The following is a 23,247-nucleotide window of genomic DNA, read 5'->3' as shown; positions in this document are numbered from 1 at the left end:
AGCCCCCACACAGGCTGTAGACCTACCATGGCCTCATGAAGCTAACCCGGGAAGCCCGCTCCATCGCCGTGGTCATCAACGCCGGTTCACGCAAAGGTTCCGCGGCTCAAAAGTTGGTGGCAGACAGTCTCGCAAAGGCGGATCTCCCGGTCTCCGCGATGTACACGGTGTCCGGGGGCGGGGACCTCGGCCGGGCCTTGGAGCAAGCAGTCACCGAAGGTCACGATTTTGTGGTGGTTGGCGGAGGCGATGGAACAGTCGCCTCCGCAGCAGGACTCGTGGCGGGTACCGACGTCGTGCTGGGTGTTCTTCCGCTTGGCACCGCGAATGACCTTGCCAGGACGCTGGAAATCCCCCGGGACCTGGGCAGCGCCTGCGCCGCCCTCGCGGACGGAAAAGTAGTGGACATCGACCTCGGTCGGGCGAACGGCCAACCCTTCCTCAACGTGGCTTCGGCCGGCCTGTCCGTGGCAGTCACGCAGGCGCTCAGTCCCCGCCTCAAACGACTCATCGGGCCCCTGGCATATGGTGTGGCAACGCTTCGCTCCTACGCCACGCACAAGCCGTTCCACGCCCGCATTGAGTTCCCGGACGGGGACCATGCGCCGGTGGAGTTGGAGGACTTGCTGCAGGTGGCGGTGGGAAACGGAAGGTACTACGGAGGCGGTAACGCGGTCTCTCCGACCGCAGGCATCGACGATCACACACTGGACATCTACGCGATCCACGCGGCGCCGCTGTGGGAGCAGGCAAAGATTGCGCGTTCGCTCAAGAACGGCAAGTTTGTGGAAAACGAGCGTGTGCTCCACCTAACCAGCCGGAATGTCAGGCTGGTGACCATTCCGCCACTCCCGGTGAACCTCGACGGCGAGATCACTACCAGCACGCCCACCGACTTCACGGTTGAGCGAAATGCGCTGCACGTGGTGGTTCCGGGGAACAGCAGCAGCGCAACGTTTGAGGGACGAAACTGAAAACACTGAAGGCCTGGTTCCGGCGCGACACCGGAACCAGGCCTTCGGGGTTATTGCAGCTAGACCTCGTCCGCCAAGGTACCCAGGTAGAGCTGGATGACCTTGGGGTCCTTCATGAGCTCACGGCCTGTACCGGTGTACGCATCCTTGCCCTGGTCCAGGACATAGCCGCGGTCACAGATCTGCAGGCAACGGCGGGCGTTCTGTTCCACCATGATCACCGAGACTCCGGCGCGGTTGATCTCGTGGACACGGAGGAAGGTCTCGTCCTGTTTGACGGGGGAGAGGCCAGCTGACGGCTCGTCGAGCAGCAGCACAGCCGGGTCCATCATGAGTGCCCTGCCCATGGCCACCATCTGGCGTTCGCCACCGGACAGGGAACCTGCACGCTGGGCACGCCGCTTTCCCAACTCGGGGAAGAGGCTGGTGACAAAGTCGAAGCGTTCGGAGAAATCCTTGGGACGCTGGAACATGCCCATTTGGAGATTCTCTTCGATGGTCAGCGTGGCGAAGACGTTGTTTGTCTGCGGGACGAAGCCCACACCCTGGGTGACCAGCTTGTTGGCCTTCAACCCGGTGAGGTCCTGGCCACGAACCACCACTGTGCCGGAGTGGACCTTCACCAGGCCGAACATGGCCTTCAGCAGCGTGGATTTACCAGCGCCGTTGGGGCCGATAATGCCGATCAACTCACCCTTGCGGGCCTCTATGCTGCAGCCATTGAGGATATTGACGCCAGGAATGTAGCCTGCCACCAGGTTGGTGACCTTGACCACGGAATCGCCGGCGGGGGCGGCCGCCGAGGCGGGCATTTCGCTGATGCTGCTGCTCATTTCCCGTCCTCCTTCTTGCTTTCTTCAATCTCGGACAGGATGCCGGCGTCTTCGGTACCCACTACCGACTCTTCATCAGCTTCGAGTTCTGCCTCGAGCACCTTGATGCCTTCCGCGTCGCCAAGGTCCACATCGTGGTGGGCGCCAAGGTAGGCGTCGATCACGGCGGGGTTCTTCATGACTTCGCCCGGAGGTCCTTCGGCAACAACTTTGCCTTCGGCCATGACCACAACCCAGTCGGCGATATGGCGCACCATGTTCATGTCGTGCTCCACGAAGAGGACGGTCATGCCCTCGGCCTTGAGGTTCTTGATGTGGTCCAGCAGTGACTGCGTCAACGCGGGGTTCACGCCGGCCATGGGCTCATCCAGCATCACCAGCTTGGGCTTCACCATCAAGGAGCGTGCCATCTCCAGGAGCTTCCGCTGACCACCGGAGAGGGACGCTGCATAGTCGTCCTTCTTGGTATCCAGTTTAAACTTTTCCAACAGCAAGTCGGCTTGGGCCGTGATTTCCTTTTCGCGACCTCCCCATATGCCTTTGAACAGGGCCTTGGACAGCCGTTCGCCGGGCTGGTCTGCGGCACCAAGGCGCATGTTTTCCATGACGGTCAGCTTGCCCATCACTTTGGTCAGCTGGAACGTGCGGACCATGCCCATGCGGGCCACCTTGTACGAGGAAACGCCCGCCAGGCTGTTGCCTTCAAACTGCCACTTGCCTGTGTTGGGAGTGTCAAAGCCCGTGAGCAGGTTGAACAAGGTGGTCTTGCCGGCTCCGTTGGGACCGATCAAGGCGGTGATCTTGTGGCGCGGGATCTCGAGGTATTCCACGTCTACTGCGTTGATGCCGCCAAAGGAACGTGTGACGTCCTCTGCCACCACAATGGGATCGCGCTTCTTGCAGCCGGGGGTATTCTCCCCGACGGCGATGGGCCGCGAATCGGTCATGTAGTCGATATTTTCGGTGTTGCGTTCGTTGGTCTCACTCATGCGAAAGCAAGCTCCTTCTTATTGCCGAAGACGCCTTGCGGGCGGAAGATCATCAGGAGCATCAGGGCGACGCCCACCAAGATGTAGCGCAGCTGGCCTGCCTGGACGGTGGTCAGCCACGTGACTGCCCCTGATTCGATGAGGCCGTAGAGCAGACTCTGGGTCAGCGAGAGCACCACCCAGAAGATCATGGCTCCAATGACCGGCCCCAGGACCGTGGCCATGCCGCCGAGCAGGAGGCAGGTCCACAGGAAGAACGTGAGTTCCGTGCCGTAGTTGGACGGCTGGACGGCGCCGCGGGGGAGGGTGAAGATCATGCCCGCCAAGGCTCCGAGCACGCCACCAATGACCAGCGCCTGCATCTTGTAGGCGTAGACGTTCTTGCCGAGCGAGCGGACAGCGTTCTCGTCTTCCCGGATACCCTTCAGCACGCGGCCCCAGGGGCTGCGCATCAGGAGCCATACCAGGAGACAGCACACGATGACCAGGCCCCAACCGACGACGCGGATAAAGAAGTCGCGGTTGTTCATGCCCATGTAGGACCCCTCGGGGAAGGGGTTCATGCCATAGAAGGTGTTCTCAAAGGCTGCCAAACCGTTGGCGGAGCCTGTGACGCTGGTGAGCTGGTTGGTAGTGACCACGTACCGCACAATTTCGGCGGCGGCGATGGTGACGATAGCCAGGTAATCGGCACGAAGCCGCAGCGTAGGAATACCCAGGATGAAGGCGAAGATCACCGAACAGAGAATAGAGATGATCAGTGCCAGGAAGAACGGGGCGTCGAAACTCAGGGTGGAGATTGCGAAACCGTAGGCACCCACAGCCATGAAGCCGGCCTGGCCGAAGTTCAGCAGGCCTGAGTAGCCGAAGTGCACCGCGAGGCCCAAAGCGGCAAGTGCGTAGGCCGCCGTCGTCGGGCTGAACAGTTCGCCAAGGGCGCTGGAGAAAATAAATCCGAAGTCCATGGCCCGCTCCTAACCCACACGCTCACGCCGGCCGAGGATACCCTGCGGTCGGAACAGAAGAACAACAATCATGATGAACAGGGCACCGACGTACTTGAGGTCGGCGGGGAGGCCGAACACTGTGGTCAGTTCCACGAAGATGCCGACGACGATCGAGCCGATCAGGGCACCGAAGACGGTTCCCAAACCACCCAGCGTCACGCCGGCGAAGATGAGCAACAGGATTTGCGAGCCCATGTCGAAGGTGACGCCAGGGCGGTAGTACGCCCACAGGATGCCACCGAGGGAGGCGAGGACGCCGCCGACGATCCACACAATGCGGATAACGGAGTCGACGTCGATGCCGGAGGCGGCTGCCAGTGCCGGGTTGTCGGCTACTGCACGGGTTGCCTTGCCTAGACGGGTCTTCAGCAGGACGATGCCGATCAGGGCGATGACCACTGCGCTGATGACCAGGGACCACAGGTTGTTCGGGGAAATCGAAACAGGGCCGATCTGGATCTCTGCACTCTGGGCGCCGGGCAGCTGCTGCGTTGCACCGCCGAAGAAGAACTGGATGACGTAGCGGATGGCCAAGGCCAGGCCGATGCTGACGATCATCATGGGGACCAGGCCGGAGCCACGTTTCCTCAGGGGCCGCCAAAGCCCTGCGTCCTGGACGTAGCCGAAGAGACCGCCGCCTACCAAGGCAAGCAGGATGGCCAGCCAGAAGGGGAACCCGAAGGCGTTGAACATGAACACCAGTACTGCGCCCAGCGTCACCATCTCACCGTGGGCGAAGTTGGTCAGGCCGGTGGTTCCGAAGATCAGGGAAAGGCCAACCGAGGCGAGTGCCAGGAGGAGGCCAAAGCTCAGGCCCGCAACGAGGCGGTTGAGGAGGTTCTGGCCGAAGTCCTGTTGCTGGACCACGATGCCTTCGCCGAAGGCAAAGATCACCGACAGGTTGGACGTCTGGCTGAACGTGACATCGCGGGGATTGTCCTGGCCCTCGGCCAGTGCGATGCCCTCCGGCAAGGTGGAGGTGTCCAGTTCGATGGTGTAGGTGCCTTGGACGGGAACGCCGATGGTCCAGGCTCCGTTGGCTCCGGAGGTGGCTTCACCTTCAAACCCGTTGCCCGTGGCTTTGATCTTGACGCCGGGTATAGGGGCCCGGGCATCATCGCGGAGGAACCCGCTGATGTTGTTCTGGAAAGTCGTCGGTGACGGCGAAGGCGAGGGGGTGGTTGCCTGTGCCGAAGGGGCGGCGATCAACAGAGCGGTGATGAGGGCTGCGAACAGCGCCCCCACAACTCTCTGCAGTCCCTTGGACCGTCTCATGGACGGGTCGCGCAGTGTGCTTCTCAAAATGGAAACCTCCACAGTGGGGGTGGTCCCGGCTGCGCCTTTGCAGCCGGTGCGAACGGTCATGGGGCTTGTGAACAGTTCTTGCCTAGCTGCCTCGTTTGTGATCTAAGTCACCCATGTGTGGCCTATGTTACCGCCCGGTGGAGATAATAAATGCCCAGTTCGGGGGTGTGAAGATCGCGATCGGATAACAACTGTGAAGCTATAGGCAACTAGTGATGTAGCAAGGCTTAAGTAAACCTTTGTTGTTTGAGGGTGCTACTAAACGTTCCGGTGTAGTCACACTTCCAATTTCTTGTCACGGTTGAGTTTCGTCTCCGTGAACAAGGGAACTTTCCCTGCCACGCGCGCGTGGTACTTGGTACCGTGAACTATCACTAGCCCTTTTTCAGGAGGACACCCGCAATGGCACTTGGCGGAAACCCAGTCTTCAACGGAAAGAATTTCCGTGGAGCAAAGCAGGCCCCGCCTGTACCGCAGAACCCGTACGGCCAGCAGTTCAACCAAGCGCCCGGCCGTGCACCGAGCCAGGTCATGGACGGCCATGCAGCATGGTCTGCCCAGCAGCAGAACATGACCAATGAGCAGCTGCAGCAGATGTACAACCAGCCCGCTGCAGGCCCGGCCGACACCGGCCGCATGACCTATGACGACGTCATCATGAAGACCGTCGCCTGCCTCGTGGTTCTCATCCTCGGTGCCGGCGTCACACTCTTCGTGGCGCCTGCGCTCTCCACCATGCTCATGATCGTTGGTGCCTTGGGCGGATTCGTCCTGGCGCTGGTCAACACTTTCAAGAAGCAGCCTTCACCGGCACTGATCCTTGCTTACGCTGGCCTTGAGGGCTTGTTCCTCGGTGGCCTCACCCGCATCCTGGACGGCATGTTCCCCGGCGTGGGTCTCCAAGCCGTCATCGGTACGCTGGCAGTCTTCGGCGTCACCCTGGCGCTCTTCAAGAGCGGCAAGGTTCGCGCCACGCCGAAGATGATGCGCTTCTTCCTGATCGCCACCATTGGTTACGCGGTCTTCGCACTGATCAACATGGTGATGATGTGGACCGGCGCTGTGCAGGAGCCTTTCGGCCTCCGGACCGGCATTGAAATTGCCGGCATCCCGCTGGGTGTCTTCATCGGCATCCTGGCCATCGGCCTGGCGGCGTTCTCGCTGATCATGGACTTCACCAGCATCGAAGAAGGCGTCCGCGCAGGCGCCCCGGAGCGCTACTCCTGGGTTGCGGCATTCGGCCTGACGGTCACGCTGGTCTGGCTCTACGTGGAAATCATCCGCCTCTTGGCGATCCTGCGAGGCGACGACTAGCTACAAACAGCTCCAACGCGAAATGCCCCCGAAGAAAATTCGGGGGCATTTTTGCGTCTCGGCTAGTCTGCGTCCTGTCTAGCTCAGGCGTTCGAAAACAACCGCCATGCCCTGCCCGCCACCGACGCACAACGTGGCAAGCCCCAGGGTTCCGTCTCGTTGCTTCAGGCCGTTGAGGAGCGTATTTGTCATCCGCGCGCCCGTCATGCCGAAGGGGTGCCCCAGGGCAATGGCCCCGCCATGGACGTTTAGCTTTGCGGGGTCAATCCCAAGTTCACGGGCGCTTGCCACCACCTGCACAGCGAAGGCCTCGTTGAGCTCCACGAGATCGATGTCGTCCATGGTCAACCTGGCCAGTGCGAGAGCCCGTCGCGTGGATTCCACAGGCCCCATGCCCATGAGTTCGGGGGAGAGGGCGCTGACCGCAGTTGAAACCACCCTCGCCAGCGGCTGCAGGCCCAGGTCGCGCGCGCGTGAGTCACTCATCACCACTACCGCGGCGGCACCGTCGTTGAGAGGGCATGCATTGCCGGCTGTAACGGTCCCATCAGGGCGGAAGACCGGTTGCAGGGCGGATACCGCTTCGAGGGTCACACCTGCGCGGGGTGAGTCGTCCCGCTCCACCACGGTCCCGTCCTTGCGTGTGTAGGGCGTGATGTCCCTGGCGTAAAACCCTGCGGCGATGGCGGCTTCGGCACGATTCTGGCTTAGGACGCCCCACTCGTCCTGCTCCGCCCGGCTGATGCCATAGCTGGTGGCAACGTTCTCTGCCGTCTGGCCCATGGAGATGTAGATGTCGGGCAGCCGGCCGCCGAGTCGAGGGTCGGTCCAAGGGATATTGGACGCTGCGCGGGACGCTGTACGTTGGGCTGCCGCCTCGAAGAGCGGGTTGTGGTTGGAGGAGTCAGTTTCGCCGGCACCTGCCCAGTTCTGGTACCTGGACACGCTCTCCACTCCCGCGGAGACCATTGCGTGGGCTTCCCCGGATTTGATGGCGTGGAAGGCCATCCGCAAGGTTTGCAGGCTTGAGGCACAGAAACGGTTGACGGTGGTCGCTGGCACGCGGTCCAGCCCCGCGAGGACAGCCACCACCCGCGCCATGTTGGATCCGGCCTCGCCACTGGGTTCAGCGCAGCCCAGCAGGATGTCGTCCAGGCCTCGCCCGTCCTCCGCTCCAGGATCGAAGCCCGGGACCTTTGCGAGGGCAGCCTGCACCATGGCGGTGGCCAGGTCATCCGGACGTTCGTCTTTGAGGGACCCCTTGAAGGCCCGGCCAATAGGGCTTCTTGCAGTAGCAACGATGACAGCCTCAGTCATGGCCCCAGCTTACGCCCGGCATCCGCTGGGACGCCGGGCGCTCGCCGCAACCGGGGCGCCCTAGGCCAGGCGCAGCGCTCCAGCGGCCGGGGTAACGGTGAAGATGTCCGGGGCGATGAAGCCCGCCTCCGCGAAGGAACGCACGACGGCGTCGCGCACCTGTTGCTCCTGGCCAACCGGGGTGAGTGCGATGGCGGAACCGCCAAAACCGCCGCCCGTCATGCGGGCACCGATAGAGCCGTTGGCCCGGGAAGTATCAACGGCAAGGTCGAGTTCCGGGCAGGAGATCTCAAAATCGTCGCGCATCGAAACGTGGCTGGCATCCAGCAATGCTCCAATGGCGGCAGGGCCACGGGTGCCCAGGACTTCCACCGTTTGGAGGACCCGATCGTTTTCCGTCACCACGTGGCGGACCCGCCGAAGGGTGGTTTCATCCAGCAGACCTGACGCTTCCTCCAAACGCTCCACACCGACGTCGCGCAGTGCCTTGACGCCTAGTATCTCGGCACCCAACTCGCAGGACGCACGGCGGGAGGCATATCCGCCGTCGGCATGCGAATGCGACACCTTGGTGTCGATCACCAACAGGACCAGGCCGGAAGCTTCAGCGTCAAAAGGGACCAGCTCCACATGTTGGTCACGGCAGTCCAGGAATACGGCGTGTCCTTTGGCGCCGCGCAGGGACGCTGACTGGTCCATGATTCCGGTGGGTGCTCCAACGAACACATTTTCAGCGCGCTGGGTTGCGAGTACCAGGTCCTCGGCAGTGAAACCGGCGCCTGTCAATTCGTTGAGGGCCGAGATGACGGCGCACTCAATCGCATGGGATGAAGAGAGGCCGGCTCCAGAGGGAACATCGGAATCAAGCAGGAGGTCAAAGCCGGGAACCTCGATGCCGCGCTCCTTGAGCGCCCAAGCGACGCCGAGCGGGTACCGGGACCATCCCTCGCCGGATCCGGGTTCCGAGTCCGCGAGGTCAGCTTCCACCACGCCGTGCCCGCCAAAGGTGGACAGCATACGCACCCTTGAGTCGTCGCGGACTCGCAGTGCCACCTTCGCCGTCTTATCGATGGCGAAGGGGAGCACGAAGCCCTCGTTGTAGTCCGTGTGCTCGCCGATCAGGTTGACGCGTCCCGGTGCCTGCCACACGCCGTCGGCAGCTGCGCCGAACAATTCCTGGAAACGGGCGGCGAGGACGCCGGCCTGGGTGGTGGTGGTCATGCTCGTGTGCCTTCCAAGGTCTTGTTTGAAGGTGATGCGGCGACGCTGCGCAGCCGCTCCGCCACTGCTTCGGGGGTGGTGTCGTTGATGAACGCTCCCATGGCGGCCTCGGAGCCGGCCAGATACTTGAGCTTATCGGCAGCGCGGCGAGGTGAGGTCAGTTGCAGGTGCAACTGGCCCGCAGGGCGAAGAGCAGGGTCAAGCGGGGCTTGGTGCCAGGCCGAGATGTAGGGCATGGGGGTGGGGTAGAGGGCGTCGAGCCGCTTCAGCAGGTCCAAGTAGACGTGCGAAAGCTCATCACGTTCTTCCCCCGTCAGTGCCGCAAGGTCGGGGACGGTGCGGTGCGGAACGAGGTGGATTTCCAGCGGCCAGCGCGCCGCGAAAGGTACGTAGGCGCTGAAGTACTTTGCTTCCAGCACCATGCGGCTCCCGTCCTCGCGTTCAGCGTTGAAGAGTGAGGCTCCGAGCGTTTCCTTGGCGTCGACGTCGTCGTAGTACTTCCGGGCCACCGCACCGAGCTGGGCGGCGCGGGGAGTTACATAGGGGTACGCATAAATCTGGCCGTGGGGGTGGTGCAGGGTGACCCCGATGTCCGCACCGCGGTTCTCGAACGGAAACACCTGCTTGATGCCGGGCAGGGCGCTCAACGCCTCGGTCCGCTGGGCCCACGCTTCAATGACCGTACGCGCACGCGTCTCGCCCAGTTCGGCGAAGGAGCCAGTGTGCTGTGGCGTGAAGGCAACCACCTCGCAGCGGCCGTATGCCGATCCCTTGACGTTGTGGCCGGAGTGCCCCGGGGCAGGAGCAGGGGGAATATCGCCCAAAGCCGGGCCCAACGACGGGAAGCGGTTCTCGAACACCACGACGTCGTAATCCGGTGCCGGAATTTCGCTGGGGTTCGCAGCTGTGGTGGGGCAGATGGGGCATTGATCAGCTGGGGGAAGATGCGTCCGTGTCTGTCGGTGGGCAGCCACTGCCACCCAGTCACCTGACAAGGCGTCATAGCGGACCTCACCGGGCTCACCGCGGGCGGGAAGCTCGCGGTGGTCAACCAGCGAATCCGGTGTTCGTTCAGGAGTCCCGGGGTCGTCGAAGTAGATCAGCTCTCGGCTGTCTGCGAGGCGGGTGCTGGTGATGCGGCTCATGCATCCATCATTCCACAAGTGATCAAAAGTGCATAGTTTCTAACAAAAGCAAACATTTCGTACCGGGGCGCTGTCCACTCATGCAGTACGGTATTGCCATGCCTGCCTCCCCGTCGCCCGCCGATAACATCCACCAGTCCGAGTCCCGCCGCTTTGCTACGGGGCGTCAGTTCGAGCTCCGCAGGGACGATGCGCTCGCCGTCGTCACCGAGCTCGCCGCGGGCTTGCGACTCTACTCCCGGGGTGGAGTCCAGTTGACTGAAAGTTACGGTGACGACGAGATTTCGCCCGGCGCTACCGGCATCACCTTGGCGCCGTGGGCCAACCGGGTGGAAGACGGGATCTGGTACCTCGAAGGCAAGAAGCAGCAACTCGATATCACCGAAGCCTCACGCAACAACGCCAGCCACGGCCTATTGCGCAACACCGGGTACACCCTGGTGGACGAATCCGAATTTTCCGTGACGCTTGAAGCCACCGTCTTCCCGCAACACGGCTACCCGTTCCTGCTGCGGCATCGGGTGCGCTATGAGCTCGACCAGAACCTGGACCTCCGGGTCTCGCAGACCCTGGTCAACGATTCCCAAGCCGCGGCGCCCTTCGTCCTGGGCGCGCACCCTTACCTGCGCGTCGGAGATGTTGCCCCCGAGGATCTGATCCTGACGGTCCGTGCAGGCACCCGGCTGGTGGCGGACGAGCGACTCATCCCACGCAGCACCGTCCCTGTGGACGGCGGGTATGACTTCTCCGGTGGTGCCGCTGTGGGCACCTTGTTGGTGGATGTTGCACTGACGGACCTGGCGTTCGACGGCGGGACGGCGCGCCACACGCTCACCGCGCCGGATGGCCGCAGGGTAAGCCTTGAGCAGGACGAGAGCTGCCAATACGTCCACGTTTTCGTCACGGACACCTTCCCGGGCCGTTCGAAAGCGGTGGCCATGGAACCCATGACAGGCCCGGCCAACGCGTTCAACAGCGGTGATGGCCTGCGCTGGTTGGCGCCTGGCGAGGAGTTCACCATGCGGTGGGGAATCACAGCGTCCCTATAGCCCCTTCGCCTGGGAGATGCCTCCGGATGCCTCGGATCGTCTCGGAAGTGAGAGCCGGTTTCCCATACGGGCCGGGCTACGGAATTATGGGTTCATGACGCCAACACCGGACGCCAAAACACGTTCTGACCGCCAAATTGCCGAAGACATCCCCTACGGGGTGCGCATCGCTGCAGCCTGGTCCTGGCGGGCAGGCCTGATCCTTCTCATGATCGGCGCCCTCGTCTGGTTGTTGGGCAAAGTCAGCTTCCTCATCATCCCGGTGATGGTTGCCGCGCTGCTGGCCGGTCTGCTGCATCCGGTTGTGGCTTGGCTGCGTAATCGCAAGGTTCCCAACGGGGGAGCAGTCGCCATTACCGTGCTTGGTTTCATTGGCGTGATCGGTGGCGCCTTGGCGCTGGTGGGCAGGCAGCTCGTTACGGGCTTCGGTGCGCTCTGGCACGAAGCACTGGCGGGCATCCAGCAGATCCAAACCTGGCTGGCCGATGGTCCGCTGCACCTGACTGCGGACCAGATTGACCAGTACATTTCCGACGGCGCCGATGCGCTCCAGAACAACAGCAGCAGCATCCTCAGCGGTGCACTGTCTTTCGGCAGCACCGCGGGTCACTTTGCGGCAGGTCTTGTGTTGGCGCTGTTCATCCTCATCTTCTTCCTGCTCGAGGGGCCACGGATCTGGGCCTTTATGGTCCGTCTCCTGCCCAAGAGCGCGCGGAGGGCCACCGATGGCGCAGGGCGTCGGGGCTGGACGTCCATGGTCAGCTATGTGCGGATCCAGATGTTCGTTGCGTTCGTAGATGCTGTTGGCATTGGCGTTGGCGCAGCCATCATCCAGGTTCCCTTGGCTCTCCCCTTGGCTGTACTGGTGTTCATCGGCTCGTTCATTCCGGTGGTTGGTGCCTTGGTGACGGGTGCCATCGCTGTGTTGCTGGCCCTCGTTGCCAACGGGCCCATCAACGCGCTGATCATGCTGGCGATCGTTCTAGTGGTGCAGCAGTTGGAAAGCCACATCCTGCAGCCACTGGTAATGGGCAAGGCAGTGGCTCTGCATCCCGTGGCCGTGATCCTCTCGGTTGCCGCCGGTTCCTACCTCGCAGGCATCCCCGGGGCCCTGTTCGCGGTCCCATTGCTCGCCGTAGTAAACACGGCAGTTCGCTACATTGCGGGCCGGACGTGGGAACATGATGAAGGATTGGGCGGTGTGGAACTCCAGCCGGCAGCCGCTTCGGCGGGGCCAAGCGGCGACGCCAACTTCAAGGAGGTCCACCTCCCACGGCCCGAATCCCGCCTCGGCAAAGGCGTCGCCGGCAAGACCAAGGCTTCGGGGAGCACCTCTGTTGAGGATCCCCAAGCCGACACCAACAAAGGAGAATAGTCAGTGAATACCCTCGAAACCCTGCCCGTCACGCTGGACGATGTCCTCAAGGCGCAGGAGCTGCTCGAGGGCATTATTACCAAGACTCCTGTGGAGTCGTCCCGTGCGCTGGGCAGCCTCGTGGGCGGCAACGTCTTTTTCAAGTGCGAGAACCTGCAGCGTGCAGGCTCCTTCAAAGTCCGCGGTGCCTACGTCCGGATGGCCCGGCTGACGGACGAGGAAAAGAAGCGCGGTGTGGTGGCAGCTTCGGCCGGCAACCACGCCCAGGGTGTGGCAGTGGCTGCCAAGAGCCTGGGCATCAACGCCCGCATCTACATGCCCCTGGGCGTAGCCCTTCCCAAGCTGGCGGCCACCCGCAGCCACGGTGCTGAAGTGGTCCTGCACGGCCACAACGTGGATGAAGCGCTGGCGGAAGCGCAGCGCTATGCCAACGAAACAGGGGCAGTGTTTGTCCACCCCTTCGACAACGTGGACGTTGTTGCCGGGCAGGGTACCATCGGCCTTGAAATCCTGGACCAGATCCCCAACGTGGACACCATTCTCATGGGAGTCGGCGGCGGAGGGCTTTTGGCCGGTGTAGCTGTCGCGATCAAGGCAAAGGCAAAGGAACTTGGCCGTGAGATCAGGGTCATTGGCGTGCAGGCAGAGAACGCCGCCGCTTACCCGCCATCACTGGCCGCTGACGCGCTGGTGCCGCTGAAGAAGGTCACCACCATGGCCGACGGCATCGCGGTTGGACGTCCCGGGCAGCTTCCCTTCAGCATCATTCGCGAGCTGGTGGACGACGTGGTGACCGTGAGCGAGGATTCCCTTGCGCGGGCCCTGATCTTCCTGCTCGAGCGCGCCAAGATGGTTGTTGAGCCTGCCGGGGCCGTCGGAGTAGCCGCGCTGATGGACGGCAAGATCGAAAACCCGGGGAACACCGCCGTCGTGCTTTCCGGCGGCAACATCGATCCCATGCTGATGCTCAAAGTCATCCAGCGCGGCCTGTCGGCCGCTGGCCGTTTCATGACGGTTCGGATGATGCTGGACGACCGTCCGGGTTCATTGGCCACCATCGCCCGCATCATCGCTGAAAATGATGCCAACGTCACTGGCCTGGACCACACCCGCCTTGGTGGTTCCATCAGCATGGGTGACGTCTCCATCACTATCAACCTGGAAACCAAGGGCCACGAACATGGCGAGCAGGTACTCGGTGCGCTCCGGGCCGAGGGCTTCCAGCCAATCGTGGTGCACTGACAGGAGGGGCGCCCATGGTGCTTGGAATGCCTGAGGGCTCAAAGGAAGCGGCCAGGGAGTCGCTCGCTGGTCGGGCGAAGGGCGGACTGCTCTTCATGGGCGGATTCGTCATTCTGCTCTACGTAATTGAGATCTTCAACACCTTGATGCGCCATGAGCTCAACCCAACTTTCGGTTTGCGCCCCCGTTCCATGGACGGTGTGCTGGACATCCTGACGTTTCCGTTGCTGCACGCGAACCTGAACCATCTGCTGTCCAACACGCTGCCGCTGATCATCTTCGGTTTCCTGGTGTTCCTGTCCGGAATCCGAGTGTTCATTACAGCGTTGGCCTTCAGCTGGCTCGGATCAGGGCTTGCGGTGTGGCTGATCGGCGGGGGAGGGGTAACTGTCGGAGCTTCCGGTCTGGTGTTCGGTTTCTTTGCATTCCTGTTGGTGCGGGGATTCTTCAACCGCAGCTGGTGGCAGATCCTGCTCTCCGTGGTCCTGTTCATGGCATACGGCAGCATCCTCTTCGGCGTTCTACCCACGGTGCTGGGCTACATCTCCTGGCAGGCGCACCTCGGTGGGGCCGTAGGGGGCGTCGTAGCAGCCATCCTGCTGCGTCCGAAGGCCAATCTCACCCCCTGACCCAAGTAGGTCGCAGTTGACGTCGTTCTGAACGCTCAGAACGACCTCAATTGCGACCCGGTTGGGTCCGCACACGAAAAACGCCGGCCCACCCCGCGAAGGGGTGGGCCGGCGTCGTGTATTCAGGCTGTTCAGCCGCTGCTTAGGCGACGTAGGGCTTGGCGGAAACGATCTCCACCGGGATTTCCTTGCCATTAGGGGCGACGTAGCTCAGGCTGTCGCCTTCCTTGTGGCCGATGATGGCGGCCCCCAAGGGGGACTTTTCGCTGAAGACATCAAGGTCGGAGTCGCCGGCGATTTCGCGGGAACCCAGCAGGAACGTTTCTTCGTCGCCGGCGATGCGGGCGACAACCAGCATGCCGGGCTCGACGATTCCGTCGTCTGCCGGAGCTTCGCCTACTTGGGCATCGCGCAGGAGGGCGGTGAGCTGGCGGATGCGGGCCTCGATCTTGCCCTGCTCCTCCTTGGCGGCGTGGTAGCCGCCGTTTTCCTTGAGGTCGCCTTCCTGGCGTGCAGCTTCGATCTTCTGGACGATTTCCGCCCGGCCAGCGCCGGAAAGGTGGTCCAGCTCAGCCTGCAAGCGGTCGAAAGCTTCCTGGGTAAGCCAAGCCGCAGTGGCGCTATTGGTGGTAGACACGGATTTCTCCTCTAGATCTGACAATGCAAAAGACCCCGCCGAGTTGGCCACTCGTGAATCTCAGTAACCAACTTAACGGGGTGAAGGTTTCATCCATTGTAGTAAATCCTCTGGACGAACCCAAACCGGTTGAGTCGTGGGTCACACGGCTATTTACCGCTGTCCACGATCCAGCAGTTGTCCACGACTCCGGAGACGGCCGGGGACTCGGTCCTCAGGACAGTGCGCTGCATGGTGGTGCTGCCGCCGTCGGGATCGTCCCGGGGATCGTTGGGCCCGATCTCCACCACTTTCCAGCCGACCACTGCGAACTTGGAATCCAGGGCCTTGATTGCACATTTGGCAGTGGCGCCGGGGTATTTGGTGACTTGGTAGTCCACCTCGGCCTGGGTGTCGTCCACGGTGCTGTAACCGATGTCCTTGAAGGTGACCGGGGCCTGTGCTGAACCCGTTGCCACGTAGGCGGCGAACGCAATTCCGAGGACCAAGGCGGCGATGACGATGTTCCGCCTGGTTTTGCGGGTGATGGCGCGCTTTTGACCGCCGTAACGATTGGCTAGGCTGGTGCTTGCCGGTACTTGGGTGGCCGATAGGTCCTCTGAAGTCACCCATCCAGTTTAGTGCCGATCCCGGCGCCCCATCACCGCCCACAAAAGCATGATCCATGAAAGAGGAGCCGTCACGTGACAGCGTCCAGCAGTTCCGAGCAGCAGCTGCGCCTGCTCGCCGTCCACGCCCATCCGGATGATGAGTCCAGTAAGGGCGCAGCAACCATGGCGATGTACGCCGCGGCGGGAGTGGACGTCATGGTTGCCACGTGCACGGACGGTTCGCGTGGCGACATTCAGAACCCCGCCATGGAAGACGCCCCCCACCCCAAACGGGACATGGCCGGCGCCCGACGCCTCGAGATGGCCAACGCGGCAGCGGTTCTGGGAATCCAGCAGCGCTGGCTCGGTTTTGTGGATTCAGGCCTTCCCGAGGGCGATCCGCTGCCGCCCTTGCCTCCAGGGTGCTTCGCCCTGCAGCCATTGGAGCGCGCCACAGCGCCCTTGGTCCGGCTGGTGCGCAACTTCAAGCCGCACGTCATTCTCAGCTACGACGAAAACGGTGGCTACCCGCACCCGGACCACATCATGGCCCACAAGGTTGCGGTGGAAGCTTTTGAAGCCGCAGGCGATCCCGGGCGCTATCCCGGTATGGGTGAACCATGGACGCCCGCCAAGCTCTACTACGACCGCGCTTTCAGCCCGGAGCGATTCCGTGCCCTGCACTTCGCCCTGGAAGAAGCGGGGCTGCAGTCCCCATATGCCGAGCGGCTTGCCGCATGGCTGGAAGCCGATGCGGAAGGTCACACTGCGCCGGTGGCTGGGTACCAGACCACCACGCAGATTGATTGTGGTGACTTCTTCGAGGCAAGGGATGACGCCCTGCGGGCCCACCGGACCCAGATCGATCCACTTGGCTTCTTCTTCGCGGTATCGCCGGACCTGCAAAGGACCGCTTGGCCGTGGGAGGACTACACGCTGATCAAGTCCAGGGTCCCTTCCGAAGTGCCGGAGAAGGACCTCTTCGCGGGGATAAGATAGGAATGCAGGTAGTTTCTATCGCTCGTAGAAATTGCCGTGCGGCCAGCCAGTTTCCCGGCTACGCGCTGCCAATCGGCACGCACCGGCTCCCATAGAAGGTTTGAAAGTGCATCACTTGATTCTTGCCCTGACCGTCACTCCGTCGCCCGATCCCACGGGCACGCTGCGGCCCGGCCTGTCCGAGGATCAGGTGACGCCCGGTACTTGGGGCTTCGTCCTCACGGCCTTCATCGTGATCCTCACAACCTTCCTGATCGTGGACATGGTTCGCAGGATTCGCCGTGTGCGCTACCGCGCCCAAGTGGAGGAAGCACGCTTGGCGGCAGAGGCGGGGAACACGGACGGCGGAAGCGAAAACGTGACCGAAGCACGTAGCTCCACTGACGAGAATGGCGATGGCGGCCCCCGGACCCGCTGAGTCGGGTCAACCCGCCGAAGCCGGCGGACCCAACTGGCCAGGGGCAAGTAACGCCCTGGGCTCGGAACCTTCTGCTTATTTGCGGCAGCACGCAGACAATCCTGTGTTCTGGCGTCCGTTTGGTGATGAGGCTTTTGCCTTTGCTGCCGAGCGTGATGTACCCGTCTTCCTTTCCATCGGCTACGCGGCATGCCACTGGTGCCACGTCATGGCCCACGAGTCCTTCGAAAACCAGGAAACTGCCGCTTACCTGAACGCCCATTTTGTCCCGGTGAAGGTTGACCGGGAAGAGCGGCCCGACGTCGACTCCGTGTATATGGCTGCTACGCAGGCGATCAGCGGTGAAGGCGGGTGGCCGATGTCCGTGTTCCTCACCCCCGATGGGCTCGCCTTCCACGCGGGAACTTACTTTCCGCCCATTCCCTTGCCCGCCCGTCCCTCGTTCCGCAATGTCCTGGAGGCGGTTCATGAGGCGTGGTTGGAGCGCCGCGATGCCGTGGAGCAGAATGCCAGGGGACTGGCAGCGAACATGGCCGATGCGCATTTTGCCGGTGTGGTCCGGCTCGACGACCCGCCCGAAATGCTGGATGCAAGCATCCTCCCGGAGGCCTTAACGCTGCTGGCCCGTTCAGAAGACCCCGACGCCGGCGGGTTCGGCAGCGCTCCCAAGTTTCCGCCGTCGGCGGTTCTTGAGTTCCTCATCCGGCACGCAGCCGCACCGTCGGATACTGCCCTTGCTGCCCGCGACATGGCAGCGCGCGCCCTTGCCGGTATGGCCCGATCGGCATTGTGCGACCAACTCGACGGCGGATTCGCCCGCTACTCGGTCACGGCGGACTGGTCCGTGCCGCACTTCGAAAAAATGCTATACGACAATGCGCAGCTGCTGCGGGTCTACGCACACTGGGCCCGGCTTGGTGGCAATGAGGTCTTCCCGGCGGACGAAGCAGCTTCCGTGGCCTTGAGGTGTGCCGACTGGCTCTTGGGTTCCCTCAAGTTGCCCAATGCCGCGTTGGCCTCATCCTTGGACGCTGACACCGTAGTTGGCGGAGTGCACCATGAGGGCGCAACATATTTGTGGACTCCTGAATCTCTCGTGGATACTCTTGGCCCGGCTGATGCTGAGGCCGTGGCGACCATGATGAACGTGGGTGCAGAGGGGACTGTCTCTGAGCTGGGCTCGCCGCTACATCCTGCACGGGCCTTGACGGGCGCAGAGAGCAGGCTCTGGGAGCGCGTCCGGCCGGTGCTGTTGGCCGCCCGTCACCTTCGGAACCAGCCGGCAAGGGACGACAAAGTGGTGGCCGGCTGGAATGGCCTCGCCGTGGCCGCCCTCGCGGAAGCAGGGGCTATTCTGGACCGCCCCGACTTGGTTGCCGCGGCCGAAGCCGTGGCGGAGTACCTCGCCGATGTTCACTGGAACAGCGCGACACAGGTGCTGGTCCGGGTTTCACATGACTCGCGGGCGAGGGGCATTGGCGGTCTGTTGGAGGACTACGCGTTCTGCGCAGATGGCCTCCTGGCGCTTTACGCTGTCACGGGCGCCAAACGCTGGTACCACTTTGCGGAGGAGCTCATCGTGGCAGCGTGTTCACGTTTTGTGGAGAACGGTCAGTTGGCCGACTCAGCCGGGGAGTCGGAGCAGGTTTTCAATGCCCAAGGCCAGAAAGCTGCGTTGGACCCCTTCGACAACGCCACGCCCAGCGGTGCCGCCGGTTTTGCGGGCGCCTTATTGTCTTACGCCGCGTACTCCGGTTCCCACGAGCATCGCCTGATGGCCGGAAGTATCCTGGGCCTGCTACCACCCCTCGCCACGCGAGCACCGCGTGTTGCCGGTTGGCTGCTGGCTACCGCCCAAGCTGCACTTGCCGGCCCTGTGGAGGCCGCCGTCATAGGTTCGGACTCGCCGTTGCGGCGCGAGTTGCACAGTGCGCTGTTGAAGTCTCCCAGCCCCGGCCTGGTTGTCGCCGTGAAAACGGGCGACGGCGGGCAAGCGGACGACGGCGCGTCCCCGGCAGGGGAGGCCGAAGTCCCTCTGCTGCTCCACAGGTCCGCTGCGCCGGACGGCTCACCGCAGGTTTACTTGTGTCGCGACATGGTGTGCGAGAGACCGTTGGGCGGTGTGGCTGCGATTCAGTCCCGGCTGGCCGGGATGGCTTCAGGCGACTGAGACGAATTCACCGGGCCTAGCTGAGCACTGCCATCACGATGGCAGCAAAATGCGCCGCGAACGCCAGCACTGTGAAGGCGTGGAAGAGTTCGTGGAATCCGAAGTGCTGGACGCTGAAGTTCGGTTTTTTGATGGCGTAGAACACCGCGCCGGCGATGTACAGCGCTCCACCGACGCAGATAAGTATGGCTGCCGGGGCATTTGCAGTGAAGAACTGCGGCAGGTAGAACAGCGCTCCGCAGCCCAGTGCAATGTAGACCGGCACGTACAACCAGCGTGGAGCGTGAGTCCAGAGAATTCGGAAGAGCACCCCCACTATTGCCCCCGACCACACTAGCCAGAGCAACGTCACGGCCTGTGATCGCTCCAGCAAAGACCACGCCAAGGGTGTGTAGCTGCCTGCTATCACCAGCATGATGTTGGTGTGGTCCAGCCGTTTGAGCAGCATACGGACCTTGGGTGACCAATTTCCGCGATGATAAACGGCGCTGACGCCAAACAGCAGGAAGCCTGTCAACGCATATATGGCGGAGGTGATCTTGCGATCAGGGGTAGGGGCAACGGTCACCAGGACGATCCCTGCCGCGAGCGCAAATGGAGCGGCGACGGCGTGGATCCACCCACGCCAGATGGGCTTGGTTTCAAGGAGCTCAGCCATGAGTCAAGAATAACTTACGTTTCGGTAAGTTACCGACTGGTAACAAGCATCCGTCGCGATTTTGACTGACGACTGCACCGGCGCGGCAGCTCGGGACGGTAGCCTTGGATGTGCGCCGTCGTCGTACAAGCAAGGAAGTCAGGTGAGAGTCCGGTGGAGCTGCCCGGTTTCCTCTATGGCTTCTACGAGCGCAAACTATTGCGTTCCCTCAAGCAAGACAGAATCCCCCGGCATATCGGCGTCATGGTGGACGGAAACAGGCGGTGGGCACGCCAGTTCAACGCACCCACCAGCCAAGGGCACCAAGCGGGCGCGGACAAGATCCACGAGTTCCTGGGCTGGTGCCAGGAACTCGGCGTCAAAGTAGTAACCCTCTACATGCTCTCCACGGATAACATGAACCGCTCCGGTGAAGAACTTGACCTCCTCATGGGCATCATCGCGAACACCATGGACCGGCTCGATGAGGACGAAGACGTCTCCGTCCACGCCATGGGCGCACCGGAGCTGCTCCCGGACTACCTGGCCGAACGCCTCAACAAACTGACCGCCCGCACCCCGGTCCACGAAAAGATCCACGTAAACGTGGCCGTGGGCTACGGCGGGCGCCGTGAAATCGTCGACGCCGTACGGGAACTCCTCCACGACGCCGACGCAAAAGGACGCAAGATGTCCGACGTCGCAGATGAACTTTCGGTGGACGACATCTCAAGGTTCCTTTACACCCGTGGCCAACCCGACCCGGACCTCGTCATTCGCACCTCCGGCGAGCAGCGGCTCTCAGGTTTCCTCATGTGGCAAAGCGCTTACAGCGAGTTTTACTTCTGCGAAGCCCTCTGGCCGGCGTTCCGCAAGGTGGACTTCCTGCGTGCGCTGAGGGACTATGCCGGGCGCCAGCGGCGATTCGGGACCTGATCCTGCTGCGGTTAATCAGGAATTAATCAGCTGGCAATGCGACTTGCCGACGCAGGTTGCGGAATTTTCTGTGAGTGGGATTACGTTAATCCCATCAGCAGGCAAAACCGCCCGCTGATCGGGGAGGCCAGTATATGGAGCGAACTATCGCACCAGTTACATGGGAGGCCACGCCCGGCCTTCCGGCCGAGCCGCTTCACCATTAGGCCGGGCGAACTGCCCGGGGCTGGAGTCGATGTGGCTATTTCTGAGCAACTGCCCGCAATGGTTTCCGACGGGGAAAGTGCAGCTACCTCTCGCACCAAGCGGGTCTCACAAAAAGCGCGGACCGCACCGTCCGCCACAGGCCGCAGCTACGTGATCGATACGTCGGTCCTGCTATCCGATCCACACGCACTATTGCGTTTCGTCGAACACGAAGTCATCGTCCCCATCGTGGTCATCAGTGAGCTGGAAGGAAAACGCCACGATCCCGAACTGGGCTACTTCGCCCGAAAAGCCCTAAGGCTTCTGGACGACCTCAGAATCGAACATGGTGGGCTGGACCAGGCCATTCCAATAGGAAAAGACGGTGGCCTCCTCAGGGTGGAAATGAACCACATCTCCCCGGAAGTGCTGCCCGCAGGATTCCGCGGAGGCGACAACGACAGCCGCATCCTGGCCGTCGCCAAAAATTTGGCCAATGAAGGCCACAACGTCACCGTCGTCTCCAAAGACCTCCCCATGCGCGTCAAAGCCTCCGCCATGGGACTCCACGCCGACGAATACCGCAACGAACTCGTCAAAGACTCCGGTTGGACCGGCATGGCCGAAGTGGACGCGACCGAAGAAGAAATCACAACCCTCTACGGCCACGAACCCGCATTCATCCCCGCCGCCGCGGAACTCCCCGTCAACACGGGACTGGTTCTTCTCTCCAACCGCGGCTCCGCCCTCGGCCGCGTAGGAGCAGACAAACAAGTCAGGCTCGTCAAAGGCGACCGCGACGTCTTCGGACTGCACGGCCGCTCAGCAGAACAACGCCTCGCCATCGACCTCCTCATGGACCCCGCTGTAGGGATCGTCTCCATCGGTGGCCGTGCAGGCACCGGCAAGTCCGCACTCGCCCTCTGCGCGGGCCTGGAAGCCGTCCTGGAACGCCGGGAACACCGCAAGGTAGTGGTGTTCCGTCCCCTCTACGCAGTGGGCGGCCAGGAACTCGGCTACCTCCCCGGCTCTGAATCCGAAAAGATGAACCCCTGGGCGCAGGCGGTGTTCGACACACTCGGGGCGCTCGTCAGCCAGGAAGTCGTGGAAGAAGTCATGGACCGGGGCATGCTCGAAGTCCTGCCACTGACACACATCCGCGGGCGCTCCCTGCACGACGCCTTCGTGATTGTGGACGAAGCACAGTCACTCGAGAAAAACGTGCTCCTCACCGTGATGAGCCGCATCGGACAGAACTCCAAAATCGTCCTCACCCACGACGTCGCCCAACGCGACAACCTGCGCGTGGGACGGCACGACGGCGTGGCCGCCGTGGTGGAGACCCTCAAGGGCCATCCCCTGTTCGGACACATCACGCTGACCCGCTCTGAGCGGTCGCCGATTGCTGCTCTTGTGACTGAGTTGCTCGAAGGGGCTGAGATCTAGGTTCGCTGCTGCACAGTGGTTACCACCGCGTGGCAACGGCCTCCCGCCGTCGCTTAGACACACCGCAAAAGGACCCCGAAGGTCGCTGGGCGACCTTCGGGGTCCGATGCGTCGCGATGCGCTCCTTCCCGGGAGCCCGCCGCCTCGCTAATGCTTCTAGTACGGTCAGAGCTTCAGGTAGGTTTTCAGCTCTTCGTGGCCTTGGACTTTTAGGGTCCAGAGGGGGCGGGTGAATGTGGTGGGGGTGAGGCGGACTCTTTGGACTTCCTCCACTTTTTCGCCCCAGCCGTCGCGGAAGGTGCCGTTCAGTTCGTAGCCGAGGCTGGTTGAGACGCCCAGGGATTGCTGGTTCCAGACCGCAGCTTCGGACTCGGCTACTTCGGCGCCCAAGTGGTCGAACGCGAAGCTCACGACGGCGGCACGCATCTCCTTGCCGAAACCCTGACCCTGCACGGACTGCTTGAGCCACGAGCCCGTGCTGACTGTTTTGAGGGTGTTGAAGCTCTTGGCACCGATGTCCTGGACGCCGAGGAGTTCGTCGTCGTGCCAGACTCCGAGGAGGAGCGTCCAGGAGTCCTTGGTGAAGTTGGCGCGGCAGCGCCAGTACCACTGGGCCATGTTGGGAGCGAGCTCGTCGTCGGGAAGTTCTGTCCACGGCATGCTGAACGGGCTCTTTCCGGGTTCATGGACGCCGGACCGGGCCGCGGCCACGGCAGAAGGGATATCTACGTCGAGGATGGGACGGATGGTCAGCCTCGGAGTGGTGAGGGTGAGTCCGAACGGGGGCCATATTTCTGCCAGCGATGTCATCGCCGTAGCTTAGCCCGG

At 62.5% G+C, this 23,247-nt stretch carries 22 protein-coding genes; 11 read left to right on the top strand and 11 right to left on the bottom strand.

The features are described from left to right. Nucleotides 1-35: 35 nt before the first annotated feature. Entirely contained in the window at nucleotides 36-974 is a 939-nt protein-coding gene (locus tag ACIQTW_RS14200) for a lipid kinase (protein WP_402937863.1), read from the top strand. Nucleotides 975-1,033: 59 nt separating this feature from the next. On the opposite strand, the gene ACIQTW_RS14195 is transcribed toward ACIQTW_RS14200, so the two are convergent. The 4 genes from ACIQTW_RS14195 to ACIQTW_RS14180 are packed head-to-tail and all read right to left on the bottom strand — an operon-like array spanning nucleotide 1,034 to nucleotide 5,168. Next, a complete protein-coding gene (locus ACIQTW_RS14195) occupies nucleotides 1,034-1,807 on the bottom strand; it encodes an ABC transporter ATP-binding protein (RefSeq protein WP_017198706.1) in 774 nt (257 codons plus the stop codon). Further along, nucleotides 1,804-2,796 carry an ABC transporter ATP-binding protein gene (locus ACIQTW_RS14190; protein WP_402937860.1) on the bottom strand — a complete coding sequence of 331 codons (993 nt, stop codon included), beginning with the start codon at nucleotides 2,794-2,796 and terminating at the stop codon, nucleotides 1,804-1,806. Before ACIQTW_RS14190 ends, ACIQTW_RS14195 begins: the two co-directional genes overlap by 4 nt. Beyond that, nucleotides 2,793-3,761: a branched-chain amino acid ABC transporter permease gene (locus tag ACIQTW_RS14185; RefSeq protein ID WP_402937858.1), complete on the bottom strand. Its 969-nt coding sequence runs from the start codon at nucleotides 3,759-3,761 to the stop codon at nucleotides 2,793-2,795. Before ACIQTW_RS14185 ends, ACIQTW_RS14190 begins: the two co-directional genes overlap by 4 nt. A gap of 9 nt (nucleotides 3,762-3,770) precedes the next feature. Then, nucleotides 3,771-5,168: a branched-chain amino acid ABC transporter permease gene (locus tag ACIQTW_RS14180; protein ID WP_402937855.1), complete on the bottom strand. Its 1,398-nt coding sequence runs from the start codon at nucleotides 5,166-5,168 to the stop codon at nucleotides 3,771-3,773. 342 nt (nucleotides 5,169-5,510) lie between these two features. Here ACIQTW_RS14180 and ACIQTW_RS14175 point away from each other — a divergent pair, with 342 nt between their 5' ends. Next, nucleotides 5,511-6,422 carry a Bax inhibitor-1/YccA family protein gene (locus ACIQTW_RS14175; RefSeq protein ID WP_402937853.1) on the top strand — a complete coding sequence of 304 codons (912 nt, stop codon included), beginning with the start codon at nucleotides 5,511-5,513 and terminating at the stop codon, nucleotides 6,420-6,422. Between the two features lie 78 nt (nucleotides 6,423-6,500). Here the strand turns inward: ACIQTW_RS14175 and ACIQTW_RS14170 are convergent, their stop codons facing one another. Genes ACIQTW_RS14170 through galT form a run of 3 tightly spaced genes read right to left on the bottom strand, consistent with a single transcriptional unit; the run spans nucleotide 6,501 to nucleotide 10,105 of the window. Beyond that, nucleotides 6,501-7,739: an acetyl-CoA C-acetyltransferase gene (locus ACIQTW_RS14170; RefSeq protein ID WP_402937851.1), complete on the bottom strand. Its 1,239-nt coding sequence runs from the start codon at nucleotides 7,737-7,739 to the stop codon at nucleotides 6,501-6,503. Nucleotides 7,740-7,799: 60 nt separating this feature from the next. Beyond that, entirely contained in the window at nucleotides 7,800-8,960 is a 1,161-nt protein-coding gene (galK, locus tag ACIQTW_RS14165) for a galactokinase (protein WP_402937849.1), read from the bottom strand. Further along, nucleotides 8,957-10,105, bottom strand: coding sequence for a galactose-1-phosphate uridylyltransferase (galT, locus tag ACIQTW_RS14160; RefSeq protein ID WP_402937847.1), 1,149 nt, complete (start codon nucleotides 10,103-10,105; stop codon nucleotides 8,957-8,959). The genes galK and galT overlap by 4 nt, the downstream gene beginning before the upstream one ends. 98 nt (nucleotides 10,106-10,203) lie before the next feature. Between galT and ACIQTW_RS14155 the strand changes: the two genes are divergently transcribed. The 4 genes from ACIQTW_RS14155 to ACIQTW_RS14140 all read left to right on the top strand — a co-directional run bounded on the left by ACIQTW_RS14155 (nucleotide 10,204) and on the right by ACIQTW_RS14140 (nucleotide 14,400). Next, on the top strand, nucleotides 10,204-11,154 hold the full coding sequence (locus ACIQTW_RS14155) for an aldose 1-epimerase family protein (protein ID WP_402937844.1): 951 nt from the start codon (nucleotides 10,204-10,206) through the stop codon (nucleotides 11,152-11,154). A gap of 94 nt (nucleotides 11,155-11,248) precedes the next feature. Then, nucleotides 11,249-12,529, top strand: a complete 1,281-nt coding sequence (locus ACIQTW_RS14150) for an AI-2E family transporter (protein ID WP_402937841.1) — start codon at nucleotides 11,249-11,251, stop codon at nucleotides 12,527-12,529. A 3-nt stretch (nucleotides 12,530-12,532) separates the two neighbouring features. Continuing rightward, nucleotides 12,533-13,771, top strand: a complete 1,239-nt coding sequence (ilvA, locus tag ACIQTW_RS14145) for a threonine ammonia-lyase (RefSeq protein ID WP_402937838.1) — start codon at nucleotides 12,533-12,535, stop codon at nucleotides 13,769-13,771. A gap of 14 nt (nucleotides 13,772-13,785) precedes the next feature. Beyond that, complete coding sequence (locus ACIQTW_RS14140; protein ID WP_402937835.1) at nucleotides 13,786-14,400, top strand: rhomboid family intramembrane serine protease; 615 nt, start codon at nucleotides 13,786-13,788, stop codon at nucleotides 14,398-14,400. A gap of 142 nt (nucleotides 14,401-14,542) precedes the next feature. Here ACIQTW_RS14140 and greA read toward each other — a convergent pair whose 3' ends face one another. Together greA and ACIQTW_RS14130 are read right to left on the bottom strand one after the other, a co-directional pair. Further along, on the bottom strand, nucleotides 14,543-15,037 hold the full coding sequence (greA, locus tag ACIQTW_RS14135) for a transcription elongation factor GreA (RefSeq protein WP_026542824.1): 495 nt from the start codon (nucleotides 15,035-15,037) through the stop codon (nucleotides 14,543-14,545). A 149-nt stretch (nucleotides 15,038-15,186) separates the two neighbouring features. Continuing rightward, nucleotides 15,187-15,645, bottom strand: coding sequence for a DUF4307 domain-containing protein (locus tag ACIQTW_RS14130; RefSeq protein WP_402937832.1), 459 nt, complete (start codon nucleotides 15,643-15,645; stop codon nucleotides 15,187-15,189). A gap of 75 nt (nucleotides 15,646-15,720) precedes the next feature. On the opposite strand from ACIQTW_RS14130, the gene mca reads away from it, so the two are divergent. The 3 genes from mca (at nucleotide 15,721) to ACIQTW_RS14115 (ending at nucleotide 19,214) form a co-directional block, all read left to right on the top strand. After that, the gene (gene mca, locus ACIQTW_RS14125) at nucleotides 15,721-16,626 is read left to right on the top strand and encodes a mycothiol conjugate amidase Mca (RefSeq protein ID WP_402937829.1); all 906 of its coding nucleotides are present in this window, start codon (nucleotides 15,721-15,723) and stop codon (nucleotides 16,624-16,626) included. Between the two features lie 106 nt (nucleotides 16,627-16,732). Next, nucleotides 16,733-17,044: a hypothetical protein gene (locus tag ACIQTW_RS14120; protein ID WP_402937827.1), complete on the top strand. Its 312-nt coding sequence runs from the start codon at nucleotides 16,733-16,735 to the stop codon at nucleotides 17,042-17,044. Continuing rightward, a complete protein-coding gene (locus ACIQTW_RS14115; RefSeq protein ID WP_402938454.1) occupies nucleotides 17,022-19,214 on the top strand; it encodes a thioredoxin domain-containing protein in 2,193 nt (730 codons plus the stop codon). Before ACIQTW_RS14120 ends, ACIQTW_RS14115 begins: the two co-directional genes overlap by 23 nt. 16 nt (nucleotides 19,215-19,230) lie before the next feature. On the opposite strand, the gene ACIQTW_RS14110 is transcribed toward ACIQTW_RS14115, so the two are convergent. Further along, complete coding sequence (locus tag ACIQTW_RS14110; RefSeq protein WP_402937825.1) at nucleotides 19,231-19,872, bottom strand: hemolysin III family protein; 642 nt, start codon at nucleotides 19,870-19,872, stop codon at nucleotides 19,231-19,233. A gap of 108 nt (nucleotides 19,873-19,980) precedes the next feature. Between ACIQTW_RS14110 and ACIQTW_RS14105 the strand changes: the two genes are divergently transcribed. Beyond that, entirely contained in the window at nucleotides 19,981-20,787 is an 807-nt protein-coding gene (locus tag ACIQTW_RS14105) for an isoprenyl transferase (protein ID WP_402937823.1), read from the top strand. 237 nt (nucleotides 20,788-21,024) lie between these two features. Further along, a complete protein-coding gene (locus ACIQTW_RS14100; RefSeq protein WP_402937820.1) occupies nucleotides 21,025-22,419 on the top strand; it encodes a PhoH family protein in 1,395 nt (464 codons plus the stop codon). Nucleotides 22,420-22,584: 165 nt separating this feature from the next. On the opposite strand, the gene ACIQTW_RS14095 is transcribed toward ACIQTW_RS14100, so the two are convergent. Further along, nucleotides 22,585-23,229 carry a GNAT family N-acetyltransferase gene (locus tag ACIQTW_RS14095; RefSeq protein WP_402937817.1) on the bottom strand — a complete coding sequence of 215 codons (645 nt, stop codon included), beginning with the start codon at nucleotides 23,227-23,229 and terminating at the stop codon, nucleotides 22,585-22,587. Nucleotides 23,230-23,247: the final 18 nt, after the last annotated feature.

The organism is Paenarthrobacter sp. NPDC090517 (assembly GCF_044769165.1).
Classification (GTDB): Bacteria; Actinomycetota; Actinomycetes; order Actinomycetales; family Micrococcaceae; genus Arthrobacter.
This window is presented reverse-complemented; position numbering and strand designations above follow the sequence as displayed.